The 23,099-nt window shown below is 60.3% G+C and carries 26 protein-coding genes; 15 read left to right on the forward strand and 11 right to left on the reverse strand.

What is annotated here, in order from left to right; genetic code table 11:
• Positions 1–225 precede the first annotated feature (225 nt).
• The 4 genes from glnK (at position 226) to sutA (ending at position 3,003) form a co-directional block, all read left to right on the forward strand.
• Complete coding sequence (gene glnK / locus D8U73_RS04330; protein ID WP_002555808.1) at positions 226–564, forward strand: P-II family nitrogen regulator; 339 nt, start codon at positions 226–228, stop codon at positions 562–564.
• A gap of 35 nt (positions 565–599) precedes the next feature.
• Positions 600–1,937: an ammonium transporter gene (locus D8U73_RS04335; RefSeq protein ID WP_056854130.1), complete on the forward strand. Its 1,338-nt coding sequence runs from the start codon at positions 600–602 to the stop codon at positions 1,935–1,937.
• A gap of 215 nt (positions 1,938–2,152) precedes the next feature.
• Positions 2,153–2,578, forward strand: a complete 426-nt coding sequence (locus D8U73_RS04340; protein WP_056854129.1) for a secondary thiamine-phosphate synthase enzyme YjbQ — start codon at positions 2,153–2,155, stop codon at positions 2,576–2,578.
• Positions 2,579–2,679: 101 nt separating this feature from the next.
• Positions 2,680–3,003: a transcriptional regulator SutA gene (sutA, locus tag D8U73_RS04345; RefSeq protein WP_034147693.1), complete on the forward strand. Its 324-nt coding sequence runs from the start codon at positions 2,680–2,682 to the stop codon at positions 3,001–3,003.
• Between the two features lie 199 nt (positions 3,004–3,202).
• On the opposite strand, the gene D8U73_RS04355 is transcribed toward sutA, so the two are convergent.
• The 6 genes from D8U73_RS04355 to D8U73_RS04380 are packed head-to-tail and all read right to left on the reverse strand — an operon-like array spanning position 3,203 to position 7,812.
• The gene (locus tag D8U73_RS04355; protein WP_056854128.1) at positions 3,203–3,910 is read right to left on the reverse strand and encodes an HAD-IA family hydrolase; all 708 of its coding nucleotides are present in this window, start codon (positions 3,908–3,910) and stop codon (positions 3,203–3,205) included.
• Positions 3,907–4,806 (reverse strand): tyrosine recombinase XerC, encoded by a 900-nt coding sequence (xerC, locus tag D8U73_RS04360; protein WP_130903812.1) that lies wholly within the window; start codon positions 4,804–4,806, stop codon positions 3,907–3,909. The genes D8U73_RS04355 and xerC overlap by 4 nt, the downstream gene beginning before the upstream one ends.
• Positions 4,807–4,808: 2 nt before the next feature.
• Positions 4,809–5,534, reverse strand: a complete 726-nt coding sequence (locus D8U73_RS04365; protein ID WP_130903813.1) for a DUF484 family protein — start codon at positions 5,532–5,534, stop codon at positions 4,809–4,811.
• Between the two features lie 13 nt (positions 5,535–5,547).
• On the reverse strand, positions 5,548–6,378 hold the full coding sequence (gene dapF / locus D8U73_RS04370) for a diaminopimelate epimerase (protein ID WP_056854125.1): 831 nt from the start codon (positions 6,376–6,378) through the stop codon (positions 5,548–5,550).
• Between the two features lie 3 nt (positions 6,379–6,381).
• Positions 6,382–7,629, reverse strand: coding sequence for a diaminopimelate decarboxylase (gene lysA, locus D8U73_RS04375; protein ID WP_056854124.1), 1,248 nt, complete (start codon positions 7,627–7,629; stop codon positions 6,382–6,384).
• Positions 7,630–7,638: 9 nt separating this feature from the next.
• A complete protein-coding gene (locus D8U73_RS04380) occupies positions 7,639–7,812 on the reverse strand; it encodes a lipoprotein (protein ID WP_082557570.1) in 174 nt (57 codons plus the stop codon).
• 280 nt (positions 7,813–8,092) lie between these two features.
• On the opposite strand from D8U73_RS04380, the gene cyaY reads away from it, so the two are divergent.
• The 3 genes from cyaY (at position 8,093) to rnk (ending at position 9,314) form a co-directional block, all read left to right on the forward strand.
• On the forward strand, positions 8,093–8,425 hold the full coding sequence (gene cyaY / locus D8U73_RS04385; protein ID WP_056854123.1) for an iron donor protein CyaY: 333 nt from the start codon (positions 8,093–8,095) through the stop codon (positions 8,423–8,425).
• A 4-nt stretch (positions 8,426–8,429) separates the two neighbouring features.
• Complete coding sequence (locus tag D8U73_RS04390) at positions 8,430–8,648, forward strand: DUF1289 domain-containing protein (protein WP_082557569.1); 219 nt, start codon at positions 8,430–8,432, stop codon at positions 8,646–8,648.
• A 255-nt stretch (positions 8,649–8,903) separates the two neighbouring features.
• Complete coding sequence (gene rnk / locus D8U73_RS04400) at positions 8,904–9,314, forward strand: nucleoside diphosphate kinase regulator (protein ID WP_056854122.1); 411 nt, start codon at positions 8,904–8,906, stop codon at positions 9,312–9,314.
• Between the two features lie 7 nt (positions 9,315–9,321).
• Here rnk and D8U73_RS04405 read toward each other — a convergent pair whose 3' ends face one another.
• The 3 genes from D8U73_RS04405 to D8U73_RS04415 form a co-directional block, all read right to left on the reverse strand.
• On the reverse strand, positions 9,322–12,168 hold the full coding sequence (locus D8U73_RS04405; RefSeq protein WP_130903814.1) for a class I adenylate cyclase: 2,847 nt from the start codon (positions 12,166–12,168) through the stop codon (positions 9,322–9,324).
• 203 nt (positions 12,169–12,371) lie between these two features.
• Positions 12,372–12,617 (reverse strand): TIGR02647 family protein, encoded by a 246-nt coding sequence (locus D8U73_RS04410; RefSeq protein ID WP_056854120.1) that lies wholly within the window; start codon positions 12,615–12,617, stop codon positions 12,372–12,374.
• Positions 12,618–12,826: 209 nt separating this feature from the next.
• Positions 12,827–13,111: a hypothetical protein gene (locus D8U73_RS04415; protein WP_130903815.1), complete on the reverse strand. Its 285-nt coding sequence runs from the start codon at positions 13,109–13,111 to the stop codon at positions 12,827–12,829.
• Positions 13,112–13,235: 124 nt separating this feature from the next.
• Between D8U73_RS04415 and D8U73_RS04420 the strand changes: the two genes are divergently transcribed.
• Positions 13,236–13,895: a glutathione S-transferase gene (locus tag D8U73_RS04420; protein WP_056854118.1), complete on the forward strand. Its 660-nt coding sequence runs from the start codon at positions 13,236–13,238 to the stop codon at positions 13,893–13,895.
• 118 nt (positions 13,896–14,013) lie between these two features.
• On the opposite strand, the gene argH is transcribed toward D8U73_RS04420, so the two are convergent.
• A complete protein-coding gene (gene argH / locus D8U73_RS04425; protein WP_130903816.1) occupies positions 14,014–15,408 on the reverse strand; it encodes an argininosuccinate lyase in 1,395 nt (464 codons plus the stop codon).
• Between the two features lie 452 nt (positions 15,409–15,860).
• On the opposite strand from argH, the gene D8U73_RS04430 reads away from it, so the two are divergent.
• The 7 genes from D8U73_RS04430 to D8U73_RS04460 all read left to right on the forward strand — a co-directional run bounded on the left by D8U73_RS04430 (position 15,861) and on the right by D8U73_RS04460 (position 22,292).
• Complete coding sequence (locus D8U73_RS04430; protein ID WP_056854116.1) at positions 15,861–16,607, forward strand: LytTR family DNA-binding domain-containing protein; 747 nt, start codon at positions 15,861–15,863, stop codon at positions 16,605–16,607.
• 138 nt (positions 16,608–16,745) lie between these two features.
• Positions 16,746–17,687 carry a hydroxymethylbilane synthase gene (gene hemC, locus D8U73_RS04435; RefSeq protein WP_130903817.1) on the forward strand — a complete coding sequence of 314 codons (942 nt, stop codon included), beginning with the start codon at positions 16,746–16,748 and terminating at the stop codon, positions 17,685–17,687.
• Positions 17,684–18,451, forward strand: a complete 768-nt coding sequence (locus tag D8U73_RS04440) for a uroporphyrinogen-III synthase (protein WP_130903818.1) — start codon at positions 17,684–17,686, stop codon at positions 18,449–18,451. The genes hemC and D8U73_RS04440 overlap by 4 nt, the downstream gene beginning before the upstream one ends.
• 16 nt (positions 18,452–18,467) lie before the next feature.
• Entirely contained in the window at positions 18,468–19,625 is a 1,158-nt protein-coding gene (locus tag D8U73_RS04445) for a uroporphyrinogen-III C-methyltransferase (protein WP_056854113.1), read from the forward strand.
• Positions 19,622–20,860 (forward strand): heme biosynthesis protein HemY, encoded by a 1,239-nt coding sequence (locus tag D8U73_RS04450; protein ID WP_056854112.1) that lies wholly within the window; start codon positions 19,622–19,624, stop codon positions 20,858–20,860. Before D8U73_RS04445 ends, D8U73_RS04450 begins: the two co-directional genes overlap by 4 nt.
• Before the next feature lie 250 nt (positions 20,861–21,110).
• Positions 21,111–21,662 (forward strand): disulfide bond formation protein B, encoded by a 552-nt coding sequence (locus tag D8U73_RS04455; RefSeq protein WP_056854111.1) that lies wholly within the window; start codon positions 21,111–21,113, stop codon positions 21,660–21,662.
• Positions 21,663–21,833: 171 nt separating this feature from the next.
• The gene (locus D8U73_RS04460) at positions 21,834–22,292 is read left to right on the forward strand and encodes an Rsd/AlgQ family anti-sigma factor (protein WP_056854110.1); all 459 of its coding nucleotides are present in this window, start codon (positions 21,834–21,836) and stop codon (positions 22,290–22,292) included.
• A gap of 58 nt (positions 22,293–22,350) precedes the next feature.
• On the opposite strand, the gene D8U73_RS04465 is transcribed toward D8U73_RS04460, so the two are convergent.
• The gene (locus tag D8U73_RS04465) at positions 22,351–23,016 is read right to left on the reverse strand and encodes an FKBP-type peptidyl-prolyl cis-trans isomerase (protein WP_056854109.1); all 666 of its coding nucleotides are present in this window, start codon (positions 23,014–23,016) and stop codon (positions 22,351–22,353) included.
• Between the last annotated feature and the right edge of the window lie 83 nt (positions 23,017–23,099).

Below are 23,099 nucleotides of genomic sequence, written 5' to 3' on the forward strand. Positions count from 1 at the left end.
TGGCAAGCTTTCTGCTTAGACGCTAGTGACCCATGCACTGATGCAGTCGCTGTGACGAATGCAGTGCGCCAGGCGAAACGGGGGAAGTGTTTCGCAAGGAGCGGTTAACTGGCGTCGGACGGGCAAGTCAGAGCCGACGATGCGTTACAAAGCCAGGCACTGCGCTTAGACTTGAGACGGGTTTGTTTTCCTGGGGCAAGTCCACCAATTCGGGAGAGAGTTTTCATGAAGCTAGTCACTGCCATCATCAAGCCGTTCAAGTTGGACGACGTGCGCGAGTCGTTGTCCGAGATCGGCGTGCAGGGCATTACCGTTACTGAAGTCAAAGGCTTCGGTCGGCAGAAGGGTCACACCGAGCTGTATCGTGGCGCGGAGTACGTGGTCGATTTCCTGCCAAAGGTGAAGATTGATGTCGCCATTGACGACAAGGATCTCGACCGGGTTATCGAAGCGATAACCAAGGCCGCCAACACCGGCAAGATCGGTGACGGCAAGATCTTCGTGGTCAATCTGGAACAGGCGATTCGCATCCGTACCGGCGAAACCGATACCGACGCAATCTAAGCCGCCACAAACCCAACGCCCCAGGAGAAAACAATATGACTCTGCGTAAAATCGCAGGGCTAGGAGCCCTGTTGTCCCTCGTAATGCCCGGCCTGGCCATGGCGGCAGACGAAGTGGCAGCCCCAGTCCTCAACTCCGGCGACACCGCCTGGATGATGACCTCGACAGCCCTCGTGCTGTTCATGACCATTCCCGGCCTCGCGCTGTTCTACGGCGGCATGGTTCGGTCGAAAAACATTCTTTCCGTGATGATGCAGTGCTTCGCCATTACCGGTCTGATCAGCGTCCTGTGGGTCATTTATGGCTACAGCATCGCGTTCGACACCACCGGCATGGAGCAGGGCGTCGTCAACTTCAACTCCTTCTTCGGCGGCATGGGCAAGGCTTTCCTCGCCGGTGTCACGCCAGCCAGCCTGACCGGCCCGGCGGCGCTATTCCCTGAAGCGGTGTTCATCACCTTCCAGATGACGTTTGCGATCATCACCCCGGCGCTGATCGTCGGTGCATTCGCCGAGCGGATGAAGTTCTCCGCGATGCTGATCTTCATGGGCATCTGGTTCACCCTGGTTTATGCGCCGATCGCGCACATGGTCTGGTCCGGCAACGGCGGCCTGATGTGGGACTGGGGCGTACTCGACTTCGCTGGTGGCACCGTGGTGCACATCAACGCCGGTGTGGCCGGTCTGATCGCCTGCCTGGTACTGGGCAAGCGCAAAGGCTTCCCGACCACCCCGATGGCGCCGCACAACCTCGGTTACACCCTGATGGGCGCGGCCATGCTGTGGATCGGCTGGTTCGGTTTCAACGCCGGTTCCGCCGCTGCGGCCAACGGCACTGCCGGCATGGCGATGCTGGTGACCCAGATCGCCACCGCCGCTGCCGCACTGGGCTGGATGTTCGCCGAGTGGATCACCCACGGCAAACCAAGCGCATTGGGCATCGCCTCGGGTGTGGTTGCCGGCCTGGTCGCCATCACTCCGGCCGCGGGCACCGTTGGCCCGATGGGCGCACTGGTGATCGGTCTGGCTGCAGGCGTGGTGTGCTTCTTCTGCGCCACCACCCTGAAACGCAAACTCGGTTATGACGATTCCCTCGACGCCTTTGGCGTGCATGGTATCGGCGGTATCCTCGGCGCGATCCTGACCGGTGTGTTCGCTGCACCGTCGCTGGGTGGCTTCGGCACCGTCACCGACATCGCCGCACAAGTGTGGATTCAGTGCAAAGGCGTGGGCTTCACGGTGATCTACACCGCGATCGTCACTTTCATCATTCTCAAGGTACTCGACGCCGTCATGGGCCTGCGTATCACCGAAGAAGAAGAGGCTGTCGGCATCGATCTGGCGCTTCACAACGAACGCGGCTACAACTTGTAAGCACGCGCATTGAAAAACTTGCCCGGCTTGCCGGGCATTTTTTTGTCTGCAATTTGTCATTGAAGTAAGCGCTGAAAGGTTTTTTCTTACAGCTTTGGCGGTGTTTACGACACGTGTTTTTGTACCGTCGATGGCTTACATGACTGGAGGATTATTAGGGCCTTTGTTTTTTCCCAGAGCGCGCTAGAATGCGCCCCGAACGTGCGGAGAACTGTATGTGGCAACAGACTCTGATAACCCTGCGGGCAAGGCCCCGGGGCTTTCATCTGGTAACGGACGAGTTACTCGCCGGCTTGCCTGAACTCAAGGCGTGCCGGGTCGGTCTGTTGCATTTGTGGCTGCAGCATACCTCGGCGTCGTTGACCATCAACGAGAACGCCGATCCGGCGGTACGTCGCGACTTCGAACGATTTTTCAATCGTCTGATCCCACAAGGAACAGACGGCTATGAGCATAACGACGAAGGCCTGGACGACCTCCCGGCGCACTTCAAGGCCAGCGTACTTGGCTGTCAGCTCAGTTTGCCGATCTCGGCAGGCCGATTGGCGTTAGGGACCTGGCAAGGTGTTTATCTGGGCGAGCACCGTGATCATGGCGGTGCTCGTAAAGTCCTCGCCACCTTGTACGGTGATGGGGCATAACCGCTGGTCAGCAGCGGCTGTTGATTTTTTTCCGGCAGCCTTCGACAGAGGGCAAAGCTGGGCTATAACTAATCTGCTTTTCGCAAGTCATGAGGTAGAACATGAGCGACGATGATCTGGAAAACGACGACCTCGAAGTAGGCGACGAAGACGAGGCCGAAGAAGGCCTGGAAGCAGCAGCGGAAGACGTTGCTGACGACGACGGCGGTGATGCGCCCGCGCCGACTGCCAAAGGCAAGGCCAAGGCCGCGGTATCGGTTGATGAACTGCCGAGTGTCGAAGCCAAGAACAAGGAGCGCGATGCCCTGGCCAAGGCCATGGAAGAGTTCCTTGCGCGTGGTGGCAAGGTGCAGGAAGTGGAGGCCAACGTGGTCGCCGATCCGCCCAAGAAGCCAGACAACAAGTACGGCAGCCGGCCTATCTGAGCCTGCTTCGCGCTTGCTGAAAAAGCCCGCCGTCGCCGCGGGCTTTTTCATGTCTGAAAAAAAACAGGGATGTTGCGACGCGGTCATTGTGGCGAGGGAGCTTGCTCCCGCTGGGTAGCGTAGCGACCCCCTAATGTTGTGCGACTGCTTCGCAGCCGAGCGGGAGCAAGCTCCCTCGCCACAAAGAATGAGGATTGTGTCAGGCGCAGGTGGTGTTCCAGCGAGCGAGCAACGCCGGCAACTCGGTCAGGCTGCGAATCTCGGCATCCGGCAGACGCTCGGCCTCCCAGTCCTTGCCCGCCGGGTTGAACCAGATTGCCCGCAATCCAGCCTGTTGTGCACCGGCAATGTCGTCGCCCGGATGATCACCGATATGCACCGCCGATTCCGGCACTGCACCACCGCGCTGCAGAGCTTCATGGAACAAGCGCGCGTCAGGTTTGGCGATGCCGATATCTTCGGCGCATAGCGCAAATTTGAAGTAGTCCGCCAGGCCTAGCCGACGCACATCGGCGTTGCCGTTGGTGACCACGCCGAGGGCGTAATGGTTGGCGAGGATTTCCAGGGTGGGTTCGACTTCGGGAAATACCTCGATCTGATGCCGGGCGTGCAGGAACACTTCAAAACTTTTGTCCGCCAGATCCGAGGCTTCTGCGTGGGTGTATCCGGACTCTTCCAGCGCCTGGAACAAGACGCGCCGACGCAAGGCGCTGATCCGATGCTTGAGTCCCGGCTCGCTGCTCAAAATGCGTTCGCGAATGGCCCACAAATGCTCCACCGGCACCGCGCCCAGATTGGGTGCGTGCTCGGTCAGCCATTCACGCAAAACGGCTTCGGCGCTGACGATCACCGGGGCCGTGTCCCAAAGGGTGTCGTCGAGATCGAAGGTGATCAACTGAATACTCATGAATCATCGCCTTTCATGCGTTTGGCCCGTGGATGGGCGCTGTCGTAGACCGTGGCCAGGTGCTGGAAGTCCAGGTGGGTGTAGATTTGCGTGGTCTTGATGTCCGAATGGCCGAGCAGTTCCTGCACCGCTCGCAGGTCCTGGGAGGACTCCAGCAAATGGCTGGCAAAGGAGTGCCGCAGCATGTGCGGGTGCAGGTTTTGGCCCAGTTCACGTTCACCGGCCGCTTTGACCCGCACCTGTATCGCCCGGGGGCCGAGACGTCGGCCTTGCTGGCTGATAAATACCGCGTCATCTGCCGGGTTGGCCAGTGCGCGCAAGGGCAACCACTGTTCCAATGCCTCGCGAGCCTTCTGGCCCACCGGCAATAGCCGTGTCTTGCTGCCTTTGCCGAGCACCTGGACCATGCCGTCGGCAAGGTCGAGTTGATCAAGGTTGAGTCCGGTCAGCTCCGACAGGCGTAACCCGGAAGAGTAGAAGAGTTCGAGAATCGCCTGATCGCGACGCGCGAGAAAGTCATCCTCCACACCCCCTTCAAGCAATTGCAACGCGCGGTCGGTGTCGAGGGTTTTCGGCAGGCGTCGCTCGCCCTTGGGTGGTGCCAGGCCATTGGCCGGGTCGTGGTCGCACAGGCCTTCGCGGTTCAGATAATGATAGAGCCCGCGCACGGCTGAAAGCAGGCGCGCCAGGCTGCGCGAGGATTGGCCCTGGGCATGCAGACGGGCGATCAGGCTGCGCAAGCGCTGGATATCCAGCGCTGCCCAGCTGCCGATATTCTGTTTGACGCACCAGCCCAGCACCTTATCGAGGTCGCGGCGATAAGCCGACAGCGTGTGCGGCGACACCTGCCGCTCACTGCGCAGGTGTTCGCAGTAAGCGTCCAGTTGCCGTTCCATGTTCAGCGTACCGAGCGCAGGGAGCTGTTGACCCGTGGCAGCACGCGGCCCATGACTTCGGCGATGTAGCTGAGGAACAACGTGCCCACCGAACTTTTATAGTGCTGCGGATCACGGCTGGCGATGGCCAGGATGCCGTGGATGCCTTGATGGCTGATGGCGACGACGGCAGTGGAGCCAATCTGCTTGCGCTGTTCTTCGCCGAACAGAAAGTCCAGCTCATGTTCACGCAGACTGCCGCTGACGCTTTTATCTTCCAGCAACAGGCCGCCGATGGCCACCTGTGCCTCGGCGTGGGTGACCCAGCGGCCCACCGGCATGGCGTTGTCGCCAAGCAGGATCAGACTGACGAAGGGCACCTGGAAATCCTGGCGCAGGCTGTCTTCGACGCAGATCACCACATCTTCCAGGCTGGTGGCGTCCATCAGCGCGAGAATCAGGCGGCGGGTCTTGTCGAAGAGTCGATCGTTGTCGCGGGCCACATCCATCAAATGCGAAAGACGATGGCGCAGTTCGATGTTGCGATCGCGCAGGATGGTCATCTGCCGCTCCACCAGGGACACGGTGTCGCCGCGCCGATGGGGAATGCGCATTGCCGGCAGCAGTTCTTCGTGCTCGACGAAGAAGTCCGGGTGAGCCTCCAGGTACGCGGCAATCGCCGCCGCCTCCAGGCTCTCGGACGGCGTTTCGTCGGACTGTCGGGCGGGTACCTGAGGCTTATCGGTCATGACGTTGGCTCACTCAAAGACGTACTTGTCCTTCGTATACGCGGACTGCCGGGCCGGTCATCAGCACCGGTTGGCCAGGGCCTGCCCACTCGATGGACAGCCGCCCACCCGGCAGGTCGATCAACAGTGGCGAATCCATCCACCCCTGGCTGATCGCCGCTACTGCAGCGGCACAGGCGCCGGTACCGCAGGCCTGGGTTTCCCCGGCCCCGCGTTCCCATACGCGCAACTGCGCTCGGCCCCGGTCGATGACCTGGAGAAAACCGACGTTGACCCGCGCCGGAAAGCGCGGGTGATGTTCGATTTTCGGCCCCAGTTCATGCACCGGTGCATTGTTGATATCGCTGACCCGCACGACGGCATGGGGATTTCCCATCGACACGGCAGCCAGCTCCACTGGCGTACCGTCGACGTCAACCTGATAACTCGTCGCCTGTTCCGATGCCTGGAACGGGATATCGGCCGGTACCAGGCGCGGGGCGCCCATGTTCACGCCGATCTGGCCGTCACTGCGAACGTCCAGCTCGATGATGCCGCTTTTGGTCTCGACGCGAATCTGCCGCTTGGCGGTCAGGCGCTTGTCGAGAACGAAGCGGGCGAAACAGCGCGCACCGTTGCCGCATTGCTCCACTTCGGAACCATCGGAGTTGAAGATCCGATAGCGGAAATCCACATCCGGGTTGCTCGGTGCTTCAACGATCAGCAATTGATCGAAGCCGATGCCGGTGTGCCGATCACCCCATTGCTTGGCGTGCTTGGGCAGAATATGCGCGTGCTGGCTGACCAGGTCGAGGACCATGAAGTCATTGCCCAGGCCGTGCATTTTGGTAAAACGCAGCAGCATGGCTTACTCCGGCAGCAGGCTTTCGCCAGCAAACAACTCGGCTACCGTTTCACGGCGACGCACTTCAAATGCCTGATCACCGTCCACCAACACTTCAGCGGCGCGGCCGCGGGTGTTGTAGTTCGAACTCATGACAAACCCATAGGCGCCGGCCGAATGCACGGCCAGCAGGTCGCCTTCTTCCAGGGCCAGTTCACGCTCCTTGGCCAGGAAGTCGCCGGTCTCGCAGATCGGGCCGACGATGTCGTAGGCGCGGGCAGCGGTGGTACGCGGGCGCACGGCGGTGACGTCCATCCAGGCCTGATACAACGCCGGGCGGATCAGGTCGTTCATGGCGGCGTCGACGATGGCGAAGTCTTTGTGCTCGGTGTGCTTGAGGTACTCGACCTGAGTCAGCAGCACGCCAGCGTTGGCGACGATGAAGCGGCCCGGCTCGAACACCAGCGCCAGGTCGCGACCGTCGAGACGCTCACGCACGGCCTTGATGTAGTCGGCAGCCAATGGCGGCTCTTCATCGCGATAACGCACGCCCAGGCCACCACCGAGATCGATGTGGCGCAGGTAGATGCCGCAATCGCCGAGACGGTCGACCAGGCCCAGCAGGCGGTCGAGGGCGTCGATGAATGGCGGCAGGGTGGTCAGTTGCGAGCCGATGTGGCAATCGACGCCGACCACTTCCAGGTTTGGCAGTTGCGCGGCACGCACGTAGACGTCTTCAGCGTCGGCGATGGCGATGCCGAACTTGTTCTCTTTGAGGCCGGTGGAAATGTACGGGTGGGTGCCGGCATCGACGTCCGGGTTGACGCGCAGCGAAATCGGCGCGCGAACGCCCAGCTCGGCGGCGACGATCTGCAGACGTTCCAGCTCGTCGGTGGATTCGACGTTGAAGCAGTGCACGCCGACTTCCAGGGCGCGACGCATGTCGTCACGGGTCTTGCCGACGCCGGAGAACACGATCTTGTCGGCACTGCCGCCGGCAGCCAGTACGCGTTCCAGTTCGCCACGGGAAACGATGTCGAAACCGGCGCCCAGACGCGCCAGGACATTCAGTACGCCCAGGTTGGAGTTGGCCTTGACCGCAAAGCACACCAGGTGCGGCATGCCGGCCAGCGCATCGGCGTACGCCAGGTATTGGGCTTCGATGTGCGCGCGCGAGTAAACGTAGGTCGGTGTACCGAAGCGCTCTGCGATGGCAGACAGGGCAACACCTTCCGCGAACAGTTCACCGTCACGGTAGTTAAAAGCGTCCATGAGGTTCCCTTATTGGTAGACGTCGTGCTTGTGCGACTTGGACGGCTGCTTTTGCGAGGACTGTGCCTGCTCTGCAGGGTCCTGGCTATCGTCCGGCAGGTACAGCGGGCCTTTTTGACCACAGGCCGACACGAGGCAGGCGACCGCGAGGAGCGCGGCAAGGGAAGAGATCAGGCGCTTCATGGCGAAATCCTTGAAAATGCATTAATTGCGCCGGAGTATACCGGCCACCCGGCAGCTTGCCTATGCGAGGGGGCTCCCGTCCGGCGGGGCTTGGCTTGCTGCAGGCAAGTCGTGTGAATGCATTGTGGGAGAGGGCTTGTGTGGCGAGGGAGCTTGCTCCCACAGGAACAGTGTTTGATGGACCTATGGCATCGCTTGGTCGTTATCCTTTGCAATCGACAGGGCTCGCCCGTATCTTGCGGCGCTTGAGCCTGATCAGACAATTTTTGAGGTTGCCGCAATGAGTTTGTCCGAAGCCCGTTTTCACGATCTGGTCGATGAAACCCAGGAAAAGCTGGAAGACATCTTTGACGAAAGCGATCTGGATATCGATCTGGAGAGCTCGGCCGGTGTGCTGACCGTCAAGTTCGAGAATGGCACTCAGCTGATCTTCAGCCGCCAGGAGCCGCTGCGTCAGTTGTGGCTGGCGGCTGTTTCCGGTGGTTTCCACTTCGACTACGACGAAGAGAGCGAGCGCTGGATGTGCGACAAGAGCGAGGAGCAACTGGGTGAAATGCTTGAGCGCATCGTCAAGGCGCAGGCAGACGTCGAACTCGATTTCGAAGGTCTGTAAACGCGTGACACAGCCAGCGCCCGTCCGTCCGCCAAAGCCCCTCTACAGCAATGTCAGCCCAGCGGTGCCGTCGCCGTGCAGCGGTGTGTGCCGTCTGGATGAGCAAAAAGTCTGCCTGGGCTGCTTTCGCCATGTCGAAGACATCCGTGAATGGCGCTCGGCGGATGATCAGCGCCGGCGGGTGATTTGCGCCGAGGCTGCTCACCGCAAATCCTCGGGATAAAGGCTGTTGTGGCGAGGGAGCTTGCTCCCGCTCGGTTGCGAAGCAGCTGCATGCTTTTGGGGGCGCTTTGCGCCCAGCGGGAGCAAGCTCCCTCGCCACAATGGACCGCACGGAAGCCGGATCGCCCAGCTTGTATATTTTTTGAGCTGTGATAGTGTCCGGGTACGCCTCAACCCATCGAGGCTCGTGAAAACCCCGCCTTCTTCTGGCGGGGTTTTGCTTTTTTCGTGCAGAAGAAAGGAGTCTGCCCTGATCATGACCGCACCTTCCATCACCCTTACCCGTCTGGACGTTCAGCGTCTGGAGCGTCTGATCGACAGCCTGGATGACACGCTGCCGGGCGTTATCGCGTTGCAAACCGAACTGGATCGCGCCGATACCGTGGTCGGCCACGATGAAGTGCCCGCCGATGTCGTGACCATGAACTCCCGTGTGCACTGCCGCGAAGAAAGCAGTGGCAAGGATTACCACCTCACCTTGGTGTACCCGAAGGATGCCAATGCCGACGAAGGCAAAATCTCTATCCTGGCGCCGGTCGGCAGTGCGCTGCTGGGGTTGAAGGTCGGTCAACATATCGACTGGCCGGCACCGGGCGGCAAGACATTGAAGCTGACCTTGCTGGAAGTCGAATCGCAACCGGCCAACGGTGGCGATTACAACATCTGATCGCGTCTCAGACCTGCTCGAGCGCGGCGTTCAATGCACGCTCCAGGTCGGCCTTGTAGCGCAAATAAAGATTGCTTGAGCCGTGACCATCACCGAGCAGGCCCGCCAGATCCAGGTCGGTGATGTAGCAACGGTACCGTTCGCTCTCGCGGCGCTGCTCGACGATTTCCCGGGCGACCACGCTGAACAGTTGGTCGCCGTATTCCAGCTCTGAAAACTCCCGTTGATTGCAATACAGCGTGACCTGCACCTCGCCCGGTGCGGCTTTGCCGACGATCGCCTGTACGTCATAGAACGGTTTGTTGGCCGGGGTTTGCGGTGCTGGCCGGGCTTCGACCCGGCGCGCCCGACCCTGGCCGTGGGGCGAGAGTTGGTAGTAAAGGATGTCCGGGTTCTTCGGTTGCGCCGAATCCATCGGCAGTGCAGCGTCGCGCCGGTACTGGATCGACAGCAAAAACCGTTGCAAGGGCACCAGCAGGCTCTGCTCGTCATGCCAGGGCAACCGCTGATGCCACATGGCATTGAATTCATCGAGGACGTACAGATCAGCCAAGCCTTCATTCACCCGGTAGAACACCTGAATGCTGTCAGGCTGGCCCATGGGCAGCAGCAGTGACAGATCATGGTCTTGCAGCGCCATCGGGTCCAACTGCAGCGGGCTGTAACCGGATTGTTCCTGTGCCAGGTATTCGAACAGGGCCGGCAACGATGTGAGGGCGGCATGTTTAACCTTGCCAGGCACCAGCTCCAGCACGTGGTAATGCTGCTGGACCTGGATCAGGTAGCGCAAATTGAGTTGGCTGAGCAGCAAGTTCTGCGCGGTGTCGAGAATGTCCTCGACGCGCTGGGCAATGAACTGCGCGCGGTTATGGCAAAAACAACGTACGCGCAACGTTGGCTGCAACGGACCATCCGGCAGGTTGTTGAGGTAATCGCGCAGGCAGTCGAGCAGGGCGTGAGGGCCGTCGTAACGATTGACCAGCACTTCGTTCCAGCTATTGAGCGTGACCTGGTCAAGGGTCAACACCAGATTTTCGCGGACCCCTGCATAGCTCAGTGAGTCGGTGCGCTCGGTAGTCATCAGGATGTTCAAGTCGCGGTGATGCTTTAGCGGATCGACCCCGACGTTCACCAGAATCAGCACTTCGCTGGGCACGCTGGCGCGCAGCAAAGGCTCTTCGGCAACGGTTGGCAGTGGCAAGGGAATGCTTTGTTGCAGGCTGCCGAGCAGATTGAACAGTTCGAATTCGCTCATATCGCTGCTGCCGGGGTGCAAGGCGAGGCGCGTACTGCTGTCGATCACGCCGTTGCGGTGGCACCAAGTGAGCAATTCAAGCAGATGGCGGCTGCGCTTGATCGGCGCGAAATGCTCCCATTCGAGGGCATTGAGGCTGCCGTTGTACAAGCCCCATTGGCTTTGTCCGGATTCTTTCTTGTCGGGCGAGTGCACCAGCGTCAGGGTGTCTTCGGCCAGGTCGGGGGCAATGCCCGGATTGATGAACTCGACCTTGTCGGCCTTGCGCTCGAACGCCGCGTAGAGACGACGGCCGAGCACGCTCAAGTCGCGTTTGTTGATCAGGCTGACGGTTTGTTCGTTGCGGGCGAACTGGGTCAGGAAGCGGTAGCTGTAGTTCAGTTCGTTGACCAGGGCGCGGCGCTCCGATCCAACTTGCCTGACTTTCCACTGGCTGCGGCTGTCGAGCAGCGCCAGTTGTCGCTGGTCCCACTTCCATTCATGGGCCAGGCGTTCAAGCAGCGAGCGTTGCCAGCCCTGGGTGCGGCCGCCGCTGCCGGTCAGTTTGCGGTTGACCTTCAGGTACAGCGCGCGACGCACCAGTTCCAGGCGTTCCGGTTCATTTCGGGCGACGAGATATTCTTCGATGCGCCGGTAAACCACGACATATGGATCCAGCTCATCGAGGTCGAGCTGATTGGCGAACACCGCTTGCTTGAAGCGCAGGCTCAGGCACTGGACCCTGGGGTGTTCGCTGGCGTAAACCTCGGTCAGCAGCAGCTTGAGCACCGATTTGTACGGCGACTCGATGCCCTTGAACAGCTGCCACAGGCCGGCGCCAACAAACTCGCCGGGTGGAATAAAGGCCAGATGCCCCAAGTCCAGGCTTTCGTCGGCGCGGATGAAGCGCTTGGAGAGCAGCGTGTGAGTGTAGCGGTCGTAACTCGCCTCTTCGTAGACCGGCACCAGCCACCAGATCGGTGTGCGCCCTGCCAGCCAGATGGCAGTGCGATAGAACTCGTCGAGCAGCAGATAGTGCTGGGTGGTGCCGCAGTCTTCCGAACTCAGCTGTGTATCGCGCTCGCCGCGAACGAAACGAACCGGATCAATCAGAAAGAAATGCGCCTCCGCACCCTGGCTCGCCGCCCAGGCTTCAAGCAGTTGGCATTTCTTGCGCAGCTCGGCGAGCTCGTTTTCGGTCAAGTCCGGGCTGTGACACACCCACACGTCCATATCACTCTGATCCGCCTGGGCCAGCGTGCCGAGGCTGCCCATCAGAAACAATCCGTGAATCGGCCTGGGCGGATTGCTGCCGTGGCGCGGCTTGTAGGAAAACGATCGGGTCAGGCGCTGGGCTTCGGCCAGGACGTGGGTGTCCGGCTCGTAATTCGACACGCCGGCCGGCGTGTTGCCGGAAACGTAGCCTGGCAACAGTGGATGATTGACGTGGAAGAACAACGGCAAGAGGCTCAATACCAATTGCTGGCGAGTGGACAAGCCTTCTATGGCACGGGCCAGGCGGCCGTCATTGAGCTTCAGAAAACGTGCGCGCAGCTGGCTGAGAACCTTTCGGTCGATTCCCTCTTCCAGATCGGGGCGGATTTCATGGGTGCGGGTCATGTCAGCTCAAACCGGCTCGCGGGGCTCGGGTGTGGGGCTCTCGGGTGAGGGGCAGTTTAGCGCCTCGGCCACGGGATTTTTAAGCTGAATTTGTTTTTTGACGTCAGATTTCTATCGCCTGGTGACAGCGCTCGGCAGAAACGGGCAACCCGGCTGGCCCGCGGAAATCCCATGGCAGGGGTTCCCGTGGGCGAATGGGCGATTCAGGCTGTTTCCTGGACGCTCAGAATGGTCAGGACTGTTTGTACGCTTTGAGCGGCATCACGGCCCAGGCTGGTCAGATAACCGCCATCGGGCTGGTCGATCAGTTCTTTTTCATGCAGGCGTTTGGCAGCGGCAATGTGTTTCGGGGCAGCGGTCTGATGAATTTTCAAACCTTCCTGGGAACTGTCCAGGTTGAAGAGTGCGAGGACTTCCAGTTCGGCAACCAACTCAGGGGTAAGCGACATAAGGACTCCAGACTTTCTAGGAATTGGACGACAGCGCCCCTAAGGTGATCTCACTCGTGCGGCATGTCCAGTGCTGGCGGCAGGGTTTTTTTGCCTGGGGCGGCTTTCCCCGGCTGCGGGGTGCCGCAGGAGCGAGGCTTGCCCGCGAAGAGCCGTGACGAGGTTTTCAGATAAACCGCGGCGAGGCTTACACGGGCACACACGCTGGTTTATTTCTTTTCCGGTGGCAGTTCCGGCAATGCGCGCAGCGCTGCTTCATACCATTGGGTGTTGAATGCGCGGTCTTCTTCGAGGATTGCGTCGATTTCTATCGCTAGAACGTGAGCCATCAGATTGAGGATTTCTTCGCGCTCGTAACCTACCAGGGTCAACTTGTTGAACGTTGCCTTGGCTGCTGGCGGGTTGTCGCTTTCGATCTGGTTTTCGATAGCTTCGACCAGCGTGTTCTCGGCGAACTCTTCTTCGTCGGCATCGATATCGGTTGGCTCGCTCATGGCAGGCTCCTTGGGGAAAGATGGCCAGTTTACCCGCATTCATGCCCGTGATGCTGCTGGCAAGAAACGCCGCAGCGTTCTATAAACAGGCACTGCCCACCCCGCACGGCCTGGAGGCTATGTGATGCTCAAGCTTTACGGATTTGCTGTCAGCAACTACTACAACATGGTCAAACTGGCTCTGCTGGAAAAAGGCCTGCCCTTCGAAGAAGTGCCGTTTTACGCCGGGCAAACCCCGGAAGCGCTCGCCATCAGCCCGCGTGGAAAAGTACCGGTGCTGGGCGTCGAGCAGGGTTTCATCAATGAAACCAGCGTCATTCTCGAATACATCGAGCAAAGCCAGAAAGGCACGCCGCTGCTGCCCAGCGATCCTTACGAGCGGGCGCAGGTGCTGGCATTGGCCAAGGAGATCGAGTTGTATATCGAACTGCCGGGCCGTGCCTGCTATGGCGAAGCGTTTTTCGGCACGACATTGCCGGATGCCATCAAGGAAAAGACCCGCACCGAGCTGCTGCTGGGCATGGCGTCCCTGGGCCGACACGGCAAATTCAGCCCTTACGTGGCGGGCGACAGTTTGAGCGTGGCGGATCTGTATTTCCTGTACAGCGTGCCGTTGGCGTGCGGGGTCGCCAAGAAACTGTTCGATATCGATTTGTTGGCCGAGCTGCCGGCAGCGAAGGCACTGTTGCAGCGGCTGGAGCAGAATCCGAATGTGCAACGGATTGCTGCGGACAAGGACGCGGCGATGCCGGCGTTCATGGCGATGATTGCAGCCAAGAAGTAGATTTGCAGCGCTCCTGAGTCAGCCATCGCGGGCAAGCCCCGCTCCCACAGATATTGTGTCGGTCAACAGATGGTGACTCGGCGCCAATCCTGTGGGAGCGGGCTTGCCCGCGATACTTTTAGCGGCTGGCGAGCAATGCCTGACCGCGTGCCACGGCTGCCTTGACCTGCGCCGGCGCGGTGCCGCCGATGTGGTTGCGCGCATTGACCGAGCCTTCGAGGGTCAGCACGGCGAATACATCCTGATCGATCTGGTCGCTGAACTTGCGCAATTCTTCCAGGCTCATTTCCGCCAGGTCCTTGCCGCTTTCAACGCCATACTTCACGGCATGGCCGACGATTTCGTGGCAATCCCGGAACGGCAGGCCACGACGCACCAGGTAATCGGCCAGGTCAGTGGCGGTGGAGAAACCGCGCAGCGCCGCCTCACGCATCATCGCGTGCTTGGGCTTGATCGCCGGAATCATGTCGGCAAAGGCGCGCAATGAGTCGCGCAAGGTATCGGCGGCGTCGAACAACGGCTCCTTGTCTTCCTGGTTGTCCTTGTTGTAGGCCAGCGGCTGGCCTTTCATCAAGGTCAGCAAGCCCATCAGCGCCCCGAATACCCGGCCGCTTTTGCCGCGTACCAGCTCTGGCACGTCCGGGTTTTTCTTTTGCGGCATGATCGAGCTACCGGTGCAGAAACGGTCCGGCAGATCGATGAACTGGAACTGCGCGCTGGTCCACAGCACCAACTCTTCGGAGAAGCGCGACAGGTGCATCATCGCGATGCTCGCGGCGGAACAGAATTCGATGGCGAAATCGCGATCGGACACGTTGTCCAGCGAGTTGCCGCCGACGGCGTCGAAGCCCAGCAGTTGCGCGGTGTACTCGCGGTCGATCGGGTAGGTGGTGCCCGCCAGCGCAGCGCTGCCCAGCGGCATGCGGTTGGTGCGCTTGCGGCAGTCGACCAGGCGCTCATAGTCGCGGCTGAGCATTTCAAACCAGGCCAGCATGTGGTGCCCGAAGGTAACCGGCTGAGCGGTCTGCAGGTGGGTGAAACCGGGCATGATGCTGCCAGCTTCGCGCTCGGCCTGTTCCAGCAAGCCTTTTTGCAGGCGGGTGATTTCGCTCAGGATCAGGTCGATCTCGTCACGCAGCCACAGACGGATGTCAGTAGCGACCTGGTCGTTGCGGCTGCGGCCGGTGTGCAGCTTTTTGCCCGTCACGCCGATTCGGTCGGTCAGACGCGCCTCGATATTCATGTGCACGTCTTCGAGATCGACGCGCCAGTCGAACTGGCCGGCCTCGATTTCAGCCTGGATGGTCTTCAGGCCATCGATGATGCTGTCGCGCTCGGCATCGGTCAGCACGCCGACCTTGGCCAGCATGGTGGCGTGGGCGATCGAACCCATGATGTCGTGGCGATACAGGCGCTGGTCGAAGGTGACGGAGGCGGTGAAGCGGGCGACGAAGGCGTCGACGGGTTCACTGAAGCGGCCGCCCCAGGACTGATTGGTCTTGTCAGTGCTCATGAATTCGCTCGTATCGGCTGAAGAAAAATGGCGTTGAAACTGGCGCGGATAATAACAGGGTTGCCAATCGTGTCGGTGACACTGGTCGACTGGTTTTTCATGTCGTGAGTTGTGTCAGGTCAAGCCGTGGACGAATTGCACAACGATATTTTTCAATTGAGCAATATCGTCTCGGCAACCGTCTACAGTTGGACAATAGGATCAGCGCACTTCCTGGTGCCAAAGCTGACTATAAGAAGAGGGGTGTCCGTATTGCGTATCAGCAAACCCTGTGGCGATGTGTCGCCAAAGCGGGCCTGGGCCGCCAATCGCCCGGCAGATGAAAATTTAGCTGCCCGACAAGCGGCACTTTTTGACGCTCGCGCTAGTCTTAGCGTGGATCGCGGTGACGGACGTCACTTCACCTGTCTACGCTATCCTTGTGCAAGACTCACGCAGGAATCCAGCGCAATATGAATGTCCTGATCGTTGATGACGACCCCCTAGCCCGCGAGCGCCTGAGCCGAATGGTTGGCGAACTCGAGGGATACAGTGTCCTGGAGCCCAGCGCCACGAATGGCGAAGAAGCGTTGGCACTGATCGACAGCCACAAACCGGACATCGTGCTGCTTGATGTCCGTATGCCGGGCCTCGATGGCCTGCAGGTGGCCGCACGATTGTGCGAACGTGAAACTCCGCCCGCCGTGGTGTTTTGCACCGGGCCCGATGAATTTGCCGTGGAAGCCTTACAGGCCAGCGCCGTAGGCTATCTGGTGAAACCTGTGAGAACTGAACATTTACAAGACGCATTAAAAAAAGCCGAGCGCCCCAATCGTGTTCAACTCTCGGCCCTGACCCGTCCGGCTGCCGAAAGCGGCAGTGGTCCCCGCAGCCACATCAGCGCCCGCACCCGTAAAGGGATCGAGCTGATTCCGCTGGACCAGGTGGTCTACTTCATCGCCGATCACAAATACGTGACCTTGCGCCATGAAGCGGGCGAAGTGTTGCTCGATGAGCCGCTCAAAGCGCTTGAGGACGAATTCGGTGACCGTTTCGTGCGGATCCATCGTAACGCGCTGGTTGCCCGTGAACGCATCGAACGCTTGCAACGCACACCGCTTGGGCATTTCCAGCTGTTTCTCAAAGGCCTGAACGGTGACGCATTGATCGTCAGTCGACGCCATGTGGCCGGCGTGCGGAAAATGATGCAACAGCTTTGATTCGCTGTTCGCAGGCGAGTTTCACACCCGATTGCCGGATATCCGGGGCCAGGGAGGCCGAGTAGTTTCTGATACAAGTCAAAGTGGATTTGGCTGAGCTGTTATTATCCGTCGTATCTTTTCAGTACGGATTGATCCATGTCCTCTCGCCAAATCCGCATCGCCACCCGCAAAAGTGCTCTCGCCCTGTGGCAGGCCGAATACGTCAAAGCCCGTCTCGAACAGGCCCACCCGGGTTTGCTCGTGACGTTGGTGCCGATGGTCAGTCGAGGCGACAAGCTTCTCGACTCGCCATTGTCGAAAATCGGTGGCAAGGGCCTGTTCGTCAAGGAACTGGAAACCGCCCTGCTGGAAAACGAAGCCGACATCGCCGTGCATTCGATGAAAGACGTGCCGATGGACTTCCCCGAAGGGCTCGGCCTTTTCTGCATCTGCGAACGCGAAGACCCGCGTGATGCATTCGTCTCCAATACCTATTCCAGCCTGGCCGAGTTGCCGCAAGGCAGCATCGTCGGCACGTCGAGCCTGCGCCGCCAGGCTCAGTTGCTGACCCGTCGTCCGGACCTGGAAATCCGTTTCCTACGTGGCAACGTCAATACGCGTCTGGCCAAACTGGATGCCGGCGAATACGACGCCATTATTCTCGCCGCTGCCGGGTTGATCCGGCTGGGCTTTGAAGATCGCATCACCTCGGCCATCAGCGTCGACGACAGCCTGCCGGCCGGTGGCCAGGGCGCCGTGGGCATTGAGTGCCGGACTGCCGACAGCGAAATTCATGCGCTGCTGGCGCCGCTGCATCACCAGGACACCGCCACCCGCGTGACCGCCGAGCGTGCTCTCAACAAACACCTCAATGGCGGCTGCCAGGTGCCTATCGCCTGTTACGCCGTGCTTGAAGGCGAGCAGGTCTGGCTGCGTGGCCTGGTGGGCGATCCGAGCGGTGGCCTGCTGCTCAGCGCCCAGGCGCGTGCGCCACGTGGTGCTGCCGAAGCCTTGGGTGTGCAAGTGGCCGAGGATCTCTTGAGCCAGGGCGCCGCCGACATTCTCAAAGCGGTCTACGGCGAGGCAGGTCACGAGTGACCGGCTGGCGCTTGCTGCTGACGCGTCCGGCGGATGAGTCGGCAGCCCTGAGCCGTTTTCTGGCCGGGCAGGGGATTTTCAGCAGCAGCTTGCCGCTTTTGGACATCGTGCCGATCCCTGCCTCTGACACAATGCTAGGCGTGATTCGCAACCTCGAACGATTTTGCGCGGTGATCGTGGTCAGCAAGCCTGCCGCGCGAATCGGTGTCGAATTGCTCGAACGCTCCGGCTCGCAAGCAATGGGTGTGAAGTGGTTCAGTGTCGGTGCCGCGACGGCGCAGATCCTTGAGGATCAAGGCCTGGACGTGAGCTTCCCGGATGATGGGGACGACAGCGAAGCCTTGCTTGAACTTGCAGCGCTGCGCGAGGCTCTTGCGCGGCCGGATCCACGGGTTCTGATCCTGCGCGGCGAGGGCGGGCGCGAGTTGCTGGCCGAGCGCTTGCGTGAGCGAGGTGCTAGTGTCGAGTATCTGGAGTTGTACCGCCGCGAGTTGCCGATGTACCCGTCGGCAGCGCTGCCGGACCGGATCGAAGCGGAACGCCTGAACGCACTGGTGGTCAGCAGTGGACAGGGTTTTGAGCACCTGCATCAATTGGCTGGCGATGCCTGGCCGCAATTGGCGCAGTTGCCGTTGTTTGTACCAAGCCCCAGGGTCGCCGAGCTGGCACGTGCCGCCGGAGCCCTGAAAGTTGTGGATTGTCGTGGTGCGAGCGCCGCGGCTTTGCTGACGGCGTTACGGGAGCATCCCGTGCCCGTTCTCTAATGCAAAGGATGGATACGTGAGCGAAACAGCCTTGCCAAAAAATGACTCGCGGCCTGTGCCAGATGCGCCGGTTGATACTCCTCTTGATGAAGCGCTGCCTCCTGCTGCCGAGCCGCGCCGAGGCAATGGACTGGCGATCGTCGCCATACTGCTGGGTGCCGCCGGCATTGCGGTAGGTGGTTGGGGTGTCTGGCAGGTGCGTCACCTGCAGGCGACCAACCAACAACAACTGAGCCAGGTGCAGGCGTTGAGTGACGAGGCGCAGAGCCTGAAGCTCAATGAACAGCGCCTGAGCGCGCGTCTGGAACAACTGCCCGGCGCCGATGTGCTGGAAGAGCGCAGCCGTCTGGTGATTCAGTTGCAGGGTGATCAACAGCGACTCAATCAACGTCTGGAAACGGTTCTCGGTGCCAGTCGCAAGGACTGGCGTCTGGCCGAAGCCGAGCACTTGTTGCGCCTGGCCAGCCTGCGGCTGTCGGCATTGCAGGACATCAGCAGTGCCCAGGCGCTGGTGGAGGGTGCCGATGAGATTCTCCGCGAACAGAATGATCCGGGTTCGTTTGCCGCGCGCGAACAAGTAGCGAAAACCCTGGTGGCCTTGCGCAGCACTGAGCAGCCCGATCGCACCGGTTTGTTCCTGCGGTTGGGCGCATTGCGCGATCAAGTGATCAGCCTCACCGAGCTCGCACCCGAGTACAAGGACCGCGGCGAATCCCTGCTCGGGCTGACTGCAGATGGCGACGGCGCCAGTCGCTGGGCGCAATGGTGGGATCAGATATCGCGCTACATCCGCATCGATTTCAACGCCGACAAGAATGTTCGTCCGTTGCTGGCAGGCCAGAGCCTGAGCCAGGTGCGCCTGGCGCTGAGCCTGGCACTTGAACAGGCACAATGGGCTGCGCTCAATGGCCAGGCCGCGGTTTACAGCCAGGCGCTGGACGAGGCGCGGGATGTGCTCAAGGGCAATTTCAACCCGGACAACCCGCAAAGCAAAGTGATGCTCGAACAGGTGGCCGAACTGAGTACGCAGCCCGTCACGGTGGTCACCCCGGATCTGACCGGGACCCTGAGTGCGGTGCAGGGTTACCTGCAGCGACGTAACGTCAATGCCGAAGATTCGATCAAGCCGCTGGCCAAACCTGCCGCGAATACCGCGCAGGAGGCTACGCCATGAAGCGTCTCTATGTGATCGTGTTTCTGGTCATCGCTGCCGCAGCTGCGCTGGGACTGGCGATCGCCGAACATTCCGGTTACGTGCTGATTGCCTACAAGAGCTTCCGCTTCGAATCGAGCCTGTGGGCAACGCTGGCGTTGATTGCGGTGCTCTGGCTGGTGTTCTGGGGCATCAAGGCGTTGATCGAGTTGGTGACGACTTCCGGTGGCGTGGTCAATCCCTGGTCGCGACGCAATCGCAGTCGTCGGGTGCAGGTCGCTATCGAGCACGGGCAACTCGATCTGGCCGAAGGTCGCTGGGCCAGTGCGCAGCGGCATTTGCATCGCGCCGCGGAGGCCGAGCGCCAACCGTTGCTGTACTACCTCGGCGCTGCCCGCGCAGCCAACGAACAAGGCTTATATGAAGAGAGCGACAACCTGCTGGAGCGCGCTCTGGAGCGTCAACCTCAGGCCGAGTTGGCGATTGCCCTGAATCACGCGCAATTGCAGACCGACCGTGGTGATACCGAGGGTGCCCTGGCCACCCTGCAAGCGATGCATGAGCGCCATCCGCATAACGCACAGATGCTGCGCCAGTTGCAGCGCCTGCACCAGCAACGAGGCGATTGGTCGGCGGTAATCCGCCTGTTGCCGGAGTTGCGCAAGGATAAAGTCCTGCCCAAGGCTGAACTGGCCGAACTGGAGCGTCGTGCCTGGGGTGAAAACCTGTCCCTGGCAGCGCATCGGGAAGCGGATGGAACCGTCGGTTTGCAAGCGCTCGAACGCGCCTGGCAGCAACTGACGTCTGCTCAACGCCAGGAGCCGCAGCTGGTGCTGGCCTATGCTGAGCAACTCCGTCAGTTGGGCGCTCAGGCTGAGGCCGAAGAGGTCTTGCGCACGGCGCTCAAGCGCAGCTACGACAGCCACTTGGCGCGTCTCTACGGATTGGTGCGTGGCAATGATCCGGCGCGTCAGCTACAAATCGCCGAAGGCTGGCTCAAGGATCATCCCGCCGACCCGAGCCTGTTACTGACCCTGGGGCGTCTGTGTCTGCAATCCAGCCTGTGGGGCAAGGCGCGGGATTATCTGGAGAGCAGCCTGCGTGTGCAGCGCAATCCGGAAGCCTGCGCCGAGCTGGCGCGGCTGCTGGCGCAAATGGGCGACACCGAACGCAGCAACCAGTTGTTCCAGGAGGGCTTGGGCTTGCTGGACGAGCGCTTGCTGGCAGCGCCGTTACCGGTACTCGCTCACGCTTGATGGCGGGAAGTTGTCGCGTTTGTCCGTTGGCGAATTCTGCATGGAAGGCAATACAGAATGGCGAAAACCAGTCTGTTTTTGTCTTCCTATCGCATCTTAAGCATAGTCCTACAAAGGACTACACCTAATCTTCTAGCTTCTGTCGGGAATTCCCTACGTCCTTGCTGAAGTGTCGCTGTCCACCTGCCTTGAAAGGCTTGCGCGCTTTCCTCTACCGTAGCTATCTGTCCTTAATTGTTACGGAAAAGCCATGTCGTTGGCCTGCTCACGCTCCTTGTTTTTTGCACTTTTCATTGCGGGCGCCCTGGTGCTGGGCGTGTCTTACTATCTGCAATATGCCGTGGGTCTGAAGCCTTGCGGGTTGTGCCTGTTGCAGCGACTCTGCCTGGCGTTGCTGACGGGCGTCTGCCTGATCGCGGCGGTGCATGGGCCGGGCCGTCTCGGGGCATTCCTCTATTGGTTGCTGAATCTTGTCTGCAGCCTGGCCGGTACCGTGACTGCGTGGCGGCAGGTTTTGCTCCAGAGCGATCCGGCGCATCAGCTCTCGACATGTGTTCCGGATCTGCCTGAGGTATTCGCCAATGCGCCCTGGACGTGCATCCTGCGCCTGATGTTCAACGGCTCGATAGATTGCCGACAAGTCGCCTGGACCTTGTTCGACCTGAGCCTTCCTGAATGGAGTTTGCTGTTCTTCGTGGCAATGATGATTCTCGCGGTTTACCAGCTGTTGCGACTTGTGCGGATCAGCGTGCGGCGACCACTCGGCGGCGATTCGTCGCATCACGCCCTGGCACGCGATTAAACACTTGTATGAACTTTATCGCGTGCGTACCTTGAAGCCACAGTCGTGCGGGCATAATCTGGCCCGCACGTGTCATTGGAATTATGTTGCTCGATGACGCTCTGCCTGACCGCCCATTACAAGAGGCGAACAGGCATAGAGCAGCTGACCCACAAGGGAAGAGAGATCACCATGCTCGAAAGTTGTCAGAATGCTCAGGAACGCTGGGGTGGAGTGCACCTGTTGATCGATCGCTGGTTGCAGGAGCGCAAGGAGCTGATCGACGCCTACGACAAGCTCGGTGCAAAGCCTGAAGCTTTGGGCGAAAACAGAAAACCTTTGCAGGAATTCTGCGGCGTGCTGGTCGACTACGTTTCTGCCGGGCACTTCGAGATCTACGAACAGCTGACCGGCGAGGCCAAGGCCTTCAACGACAAGCGTGGTCTGGAGCTTGCCGAGACCCTCTACCCACGCATCGATGTCATCACCGAGAAACTCCTCGCGTTCAACGACCTGTGCGATGAAGGCAAGTGCGTCGCAGAGAAGTTCAAGGAGCTCGGCGGCCTGTTGCATGAACGCTTCGAACTGGAAGACTGCCTGATCGAAGTGCTGCACACCGCTCACAAGGAAGCCGATTCGGTCCAGGCCTGAAGCGCTTCGTGCAAAACCCGAAACGGCGTGCCAAGGCACGCCGTTTTCATTTCTGCTTTCAACCGGTAGCGCCGCGTAACTCGACTTCGAAGACCAGTGGTGTGAAAGGCGCGATCAGGTCGCCAGCACCCTCGGCGCCATAGGCTTGTGCCGAAGGAATCACCAGGCGCCATTTTGCGCCGACCGGCATTTGCTGCAACGCAGTGCGCCAGCCACTGATCACGCTATCAAGACTGAACCACTGCGGCTGACTGTTCTGGTCGAACACTGTGCCGTCGGGAAGGCGACCGATGTACAACACCTGCACCTTGCCGTTCGGCCCGGCCTTGACGCCAGTCCCGGGTGCCAACTCGGTCAGCAGAATGCCATCGGCCAATTCGCGGACACCGGGTTTGGCTTTTTCATCGGCGAGAAATCGTTGCTCGTTTTCCAGTGCCAGTTCGCTCTGCGGCGCAGGCGATTGCATGGCGACCCGGGCTTCGTGCTCGGTGAGAATCTGCTCGATTCGCTCCTCTTTCAACGCCAGTGGTTTGCCTTGGTAGGCTTGTTGAAGGCCTTCGACCAACGCCTTGAGTTGCAGGTCGGGAACCTCTTGGCGCAAGCGCTCGCCCAGGCTCGCGCCCAGACTGTATGCGAGATCGTGGGCGTCATTTTCCTGGGCTTTTTCAGCTGCATGAGCCGCCGAAAAAATTACCCACAGCGATAAAAAAAGGTAGCGCGACATGGGCACTCTCCAACCTGGAATGCGGGCGATTATGCCAGTGTGAAGAGACTGAAAGGTGAACTGCTTTTTGCGTCGACGAAGAA

The organism is Pseudomonas sp. Sample_22, from assembly GCF_004307635.1.
Lineage (GTDB): Bacteria > Pseudomonadota > Gammaproteobacteria > Pseudomonadales > Pseudomonadaceae > Aquipseudomonas.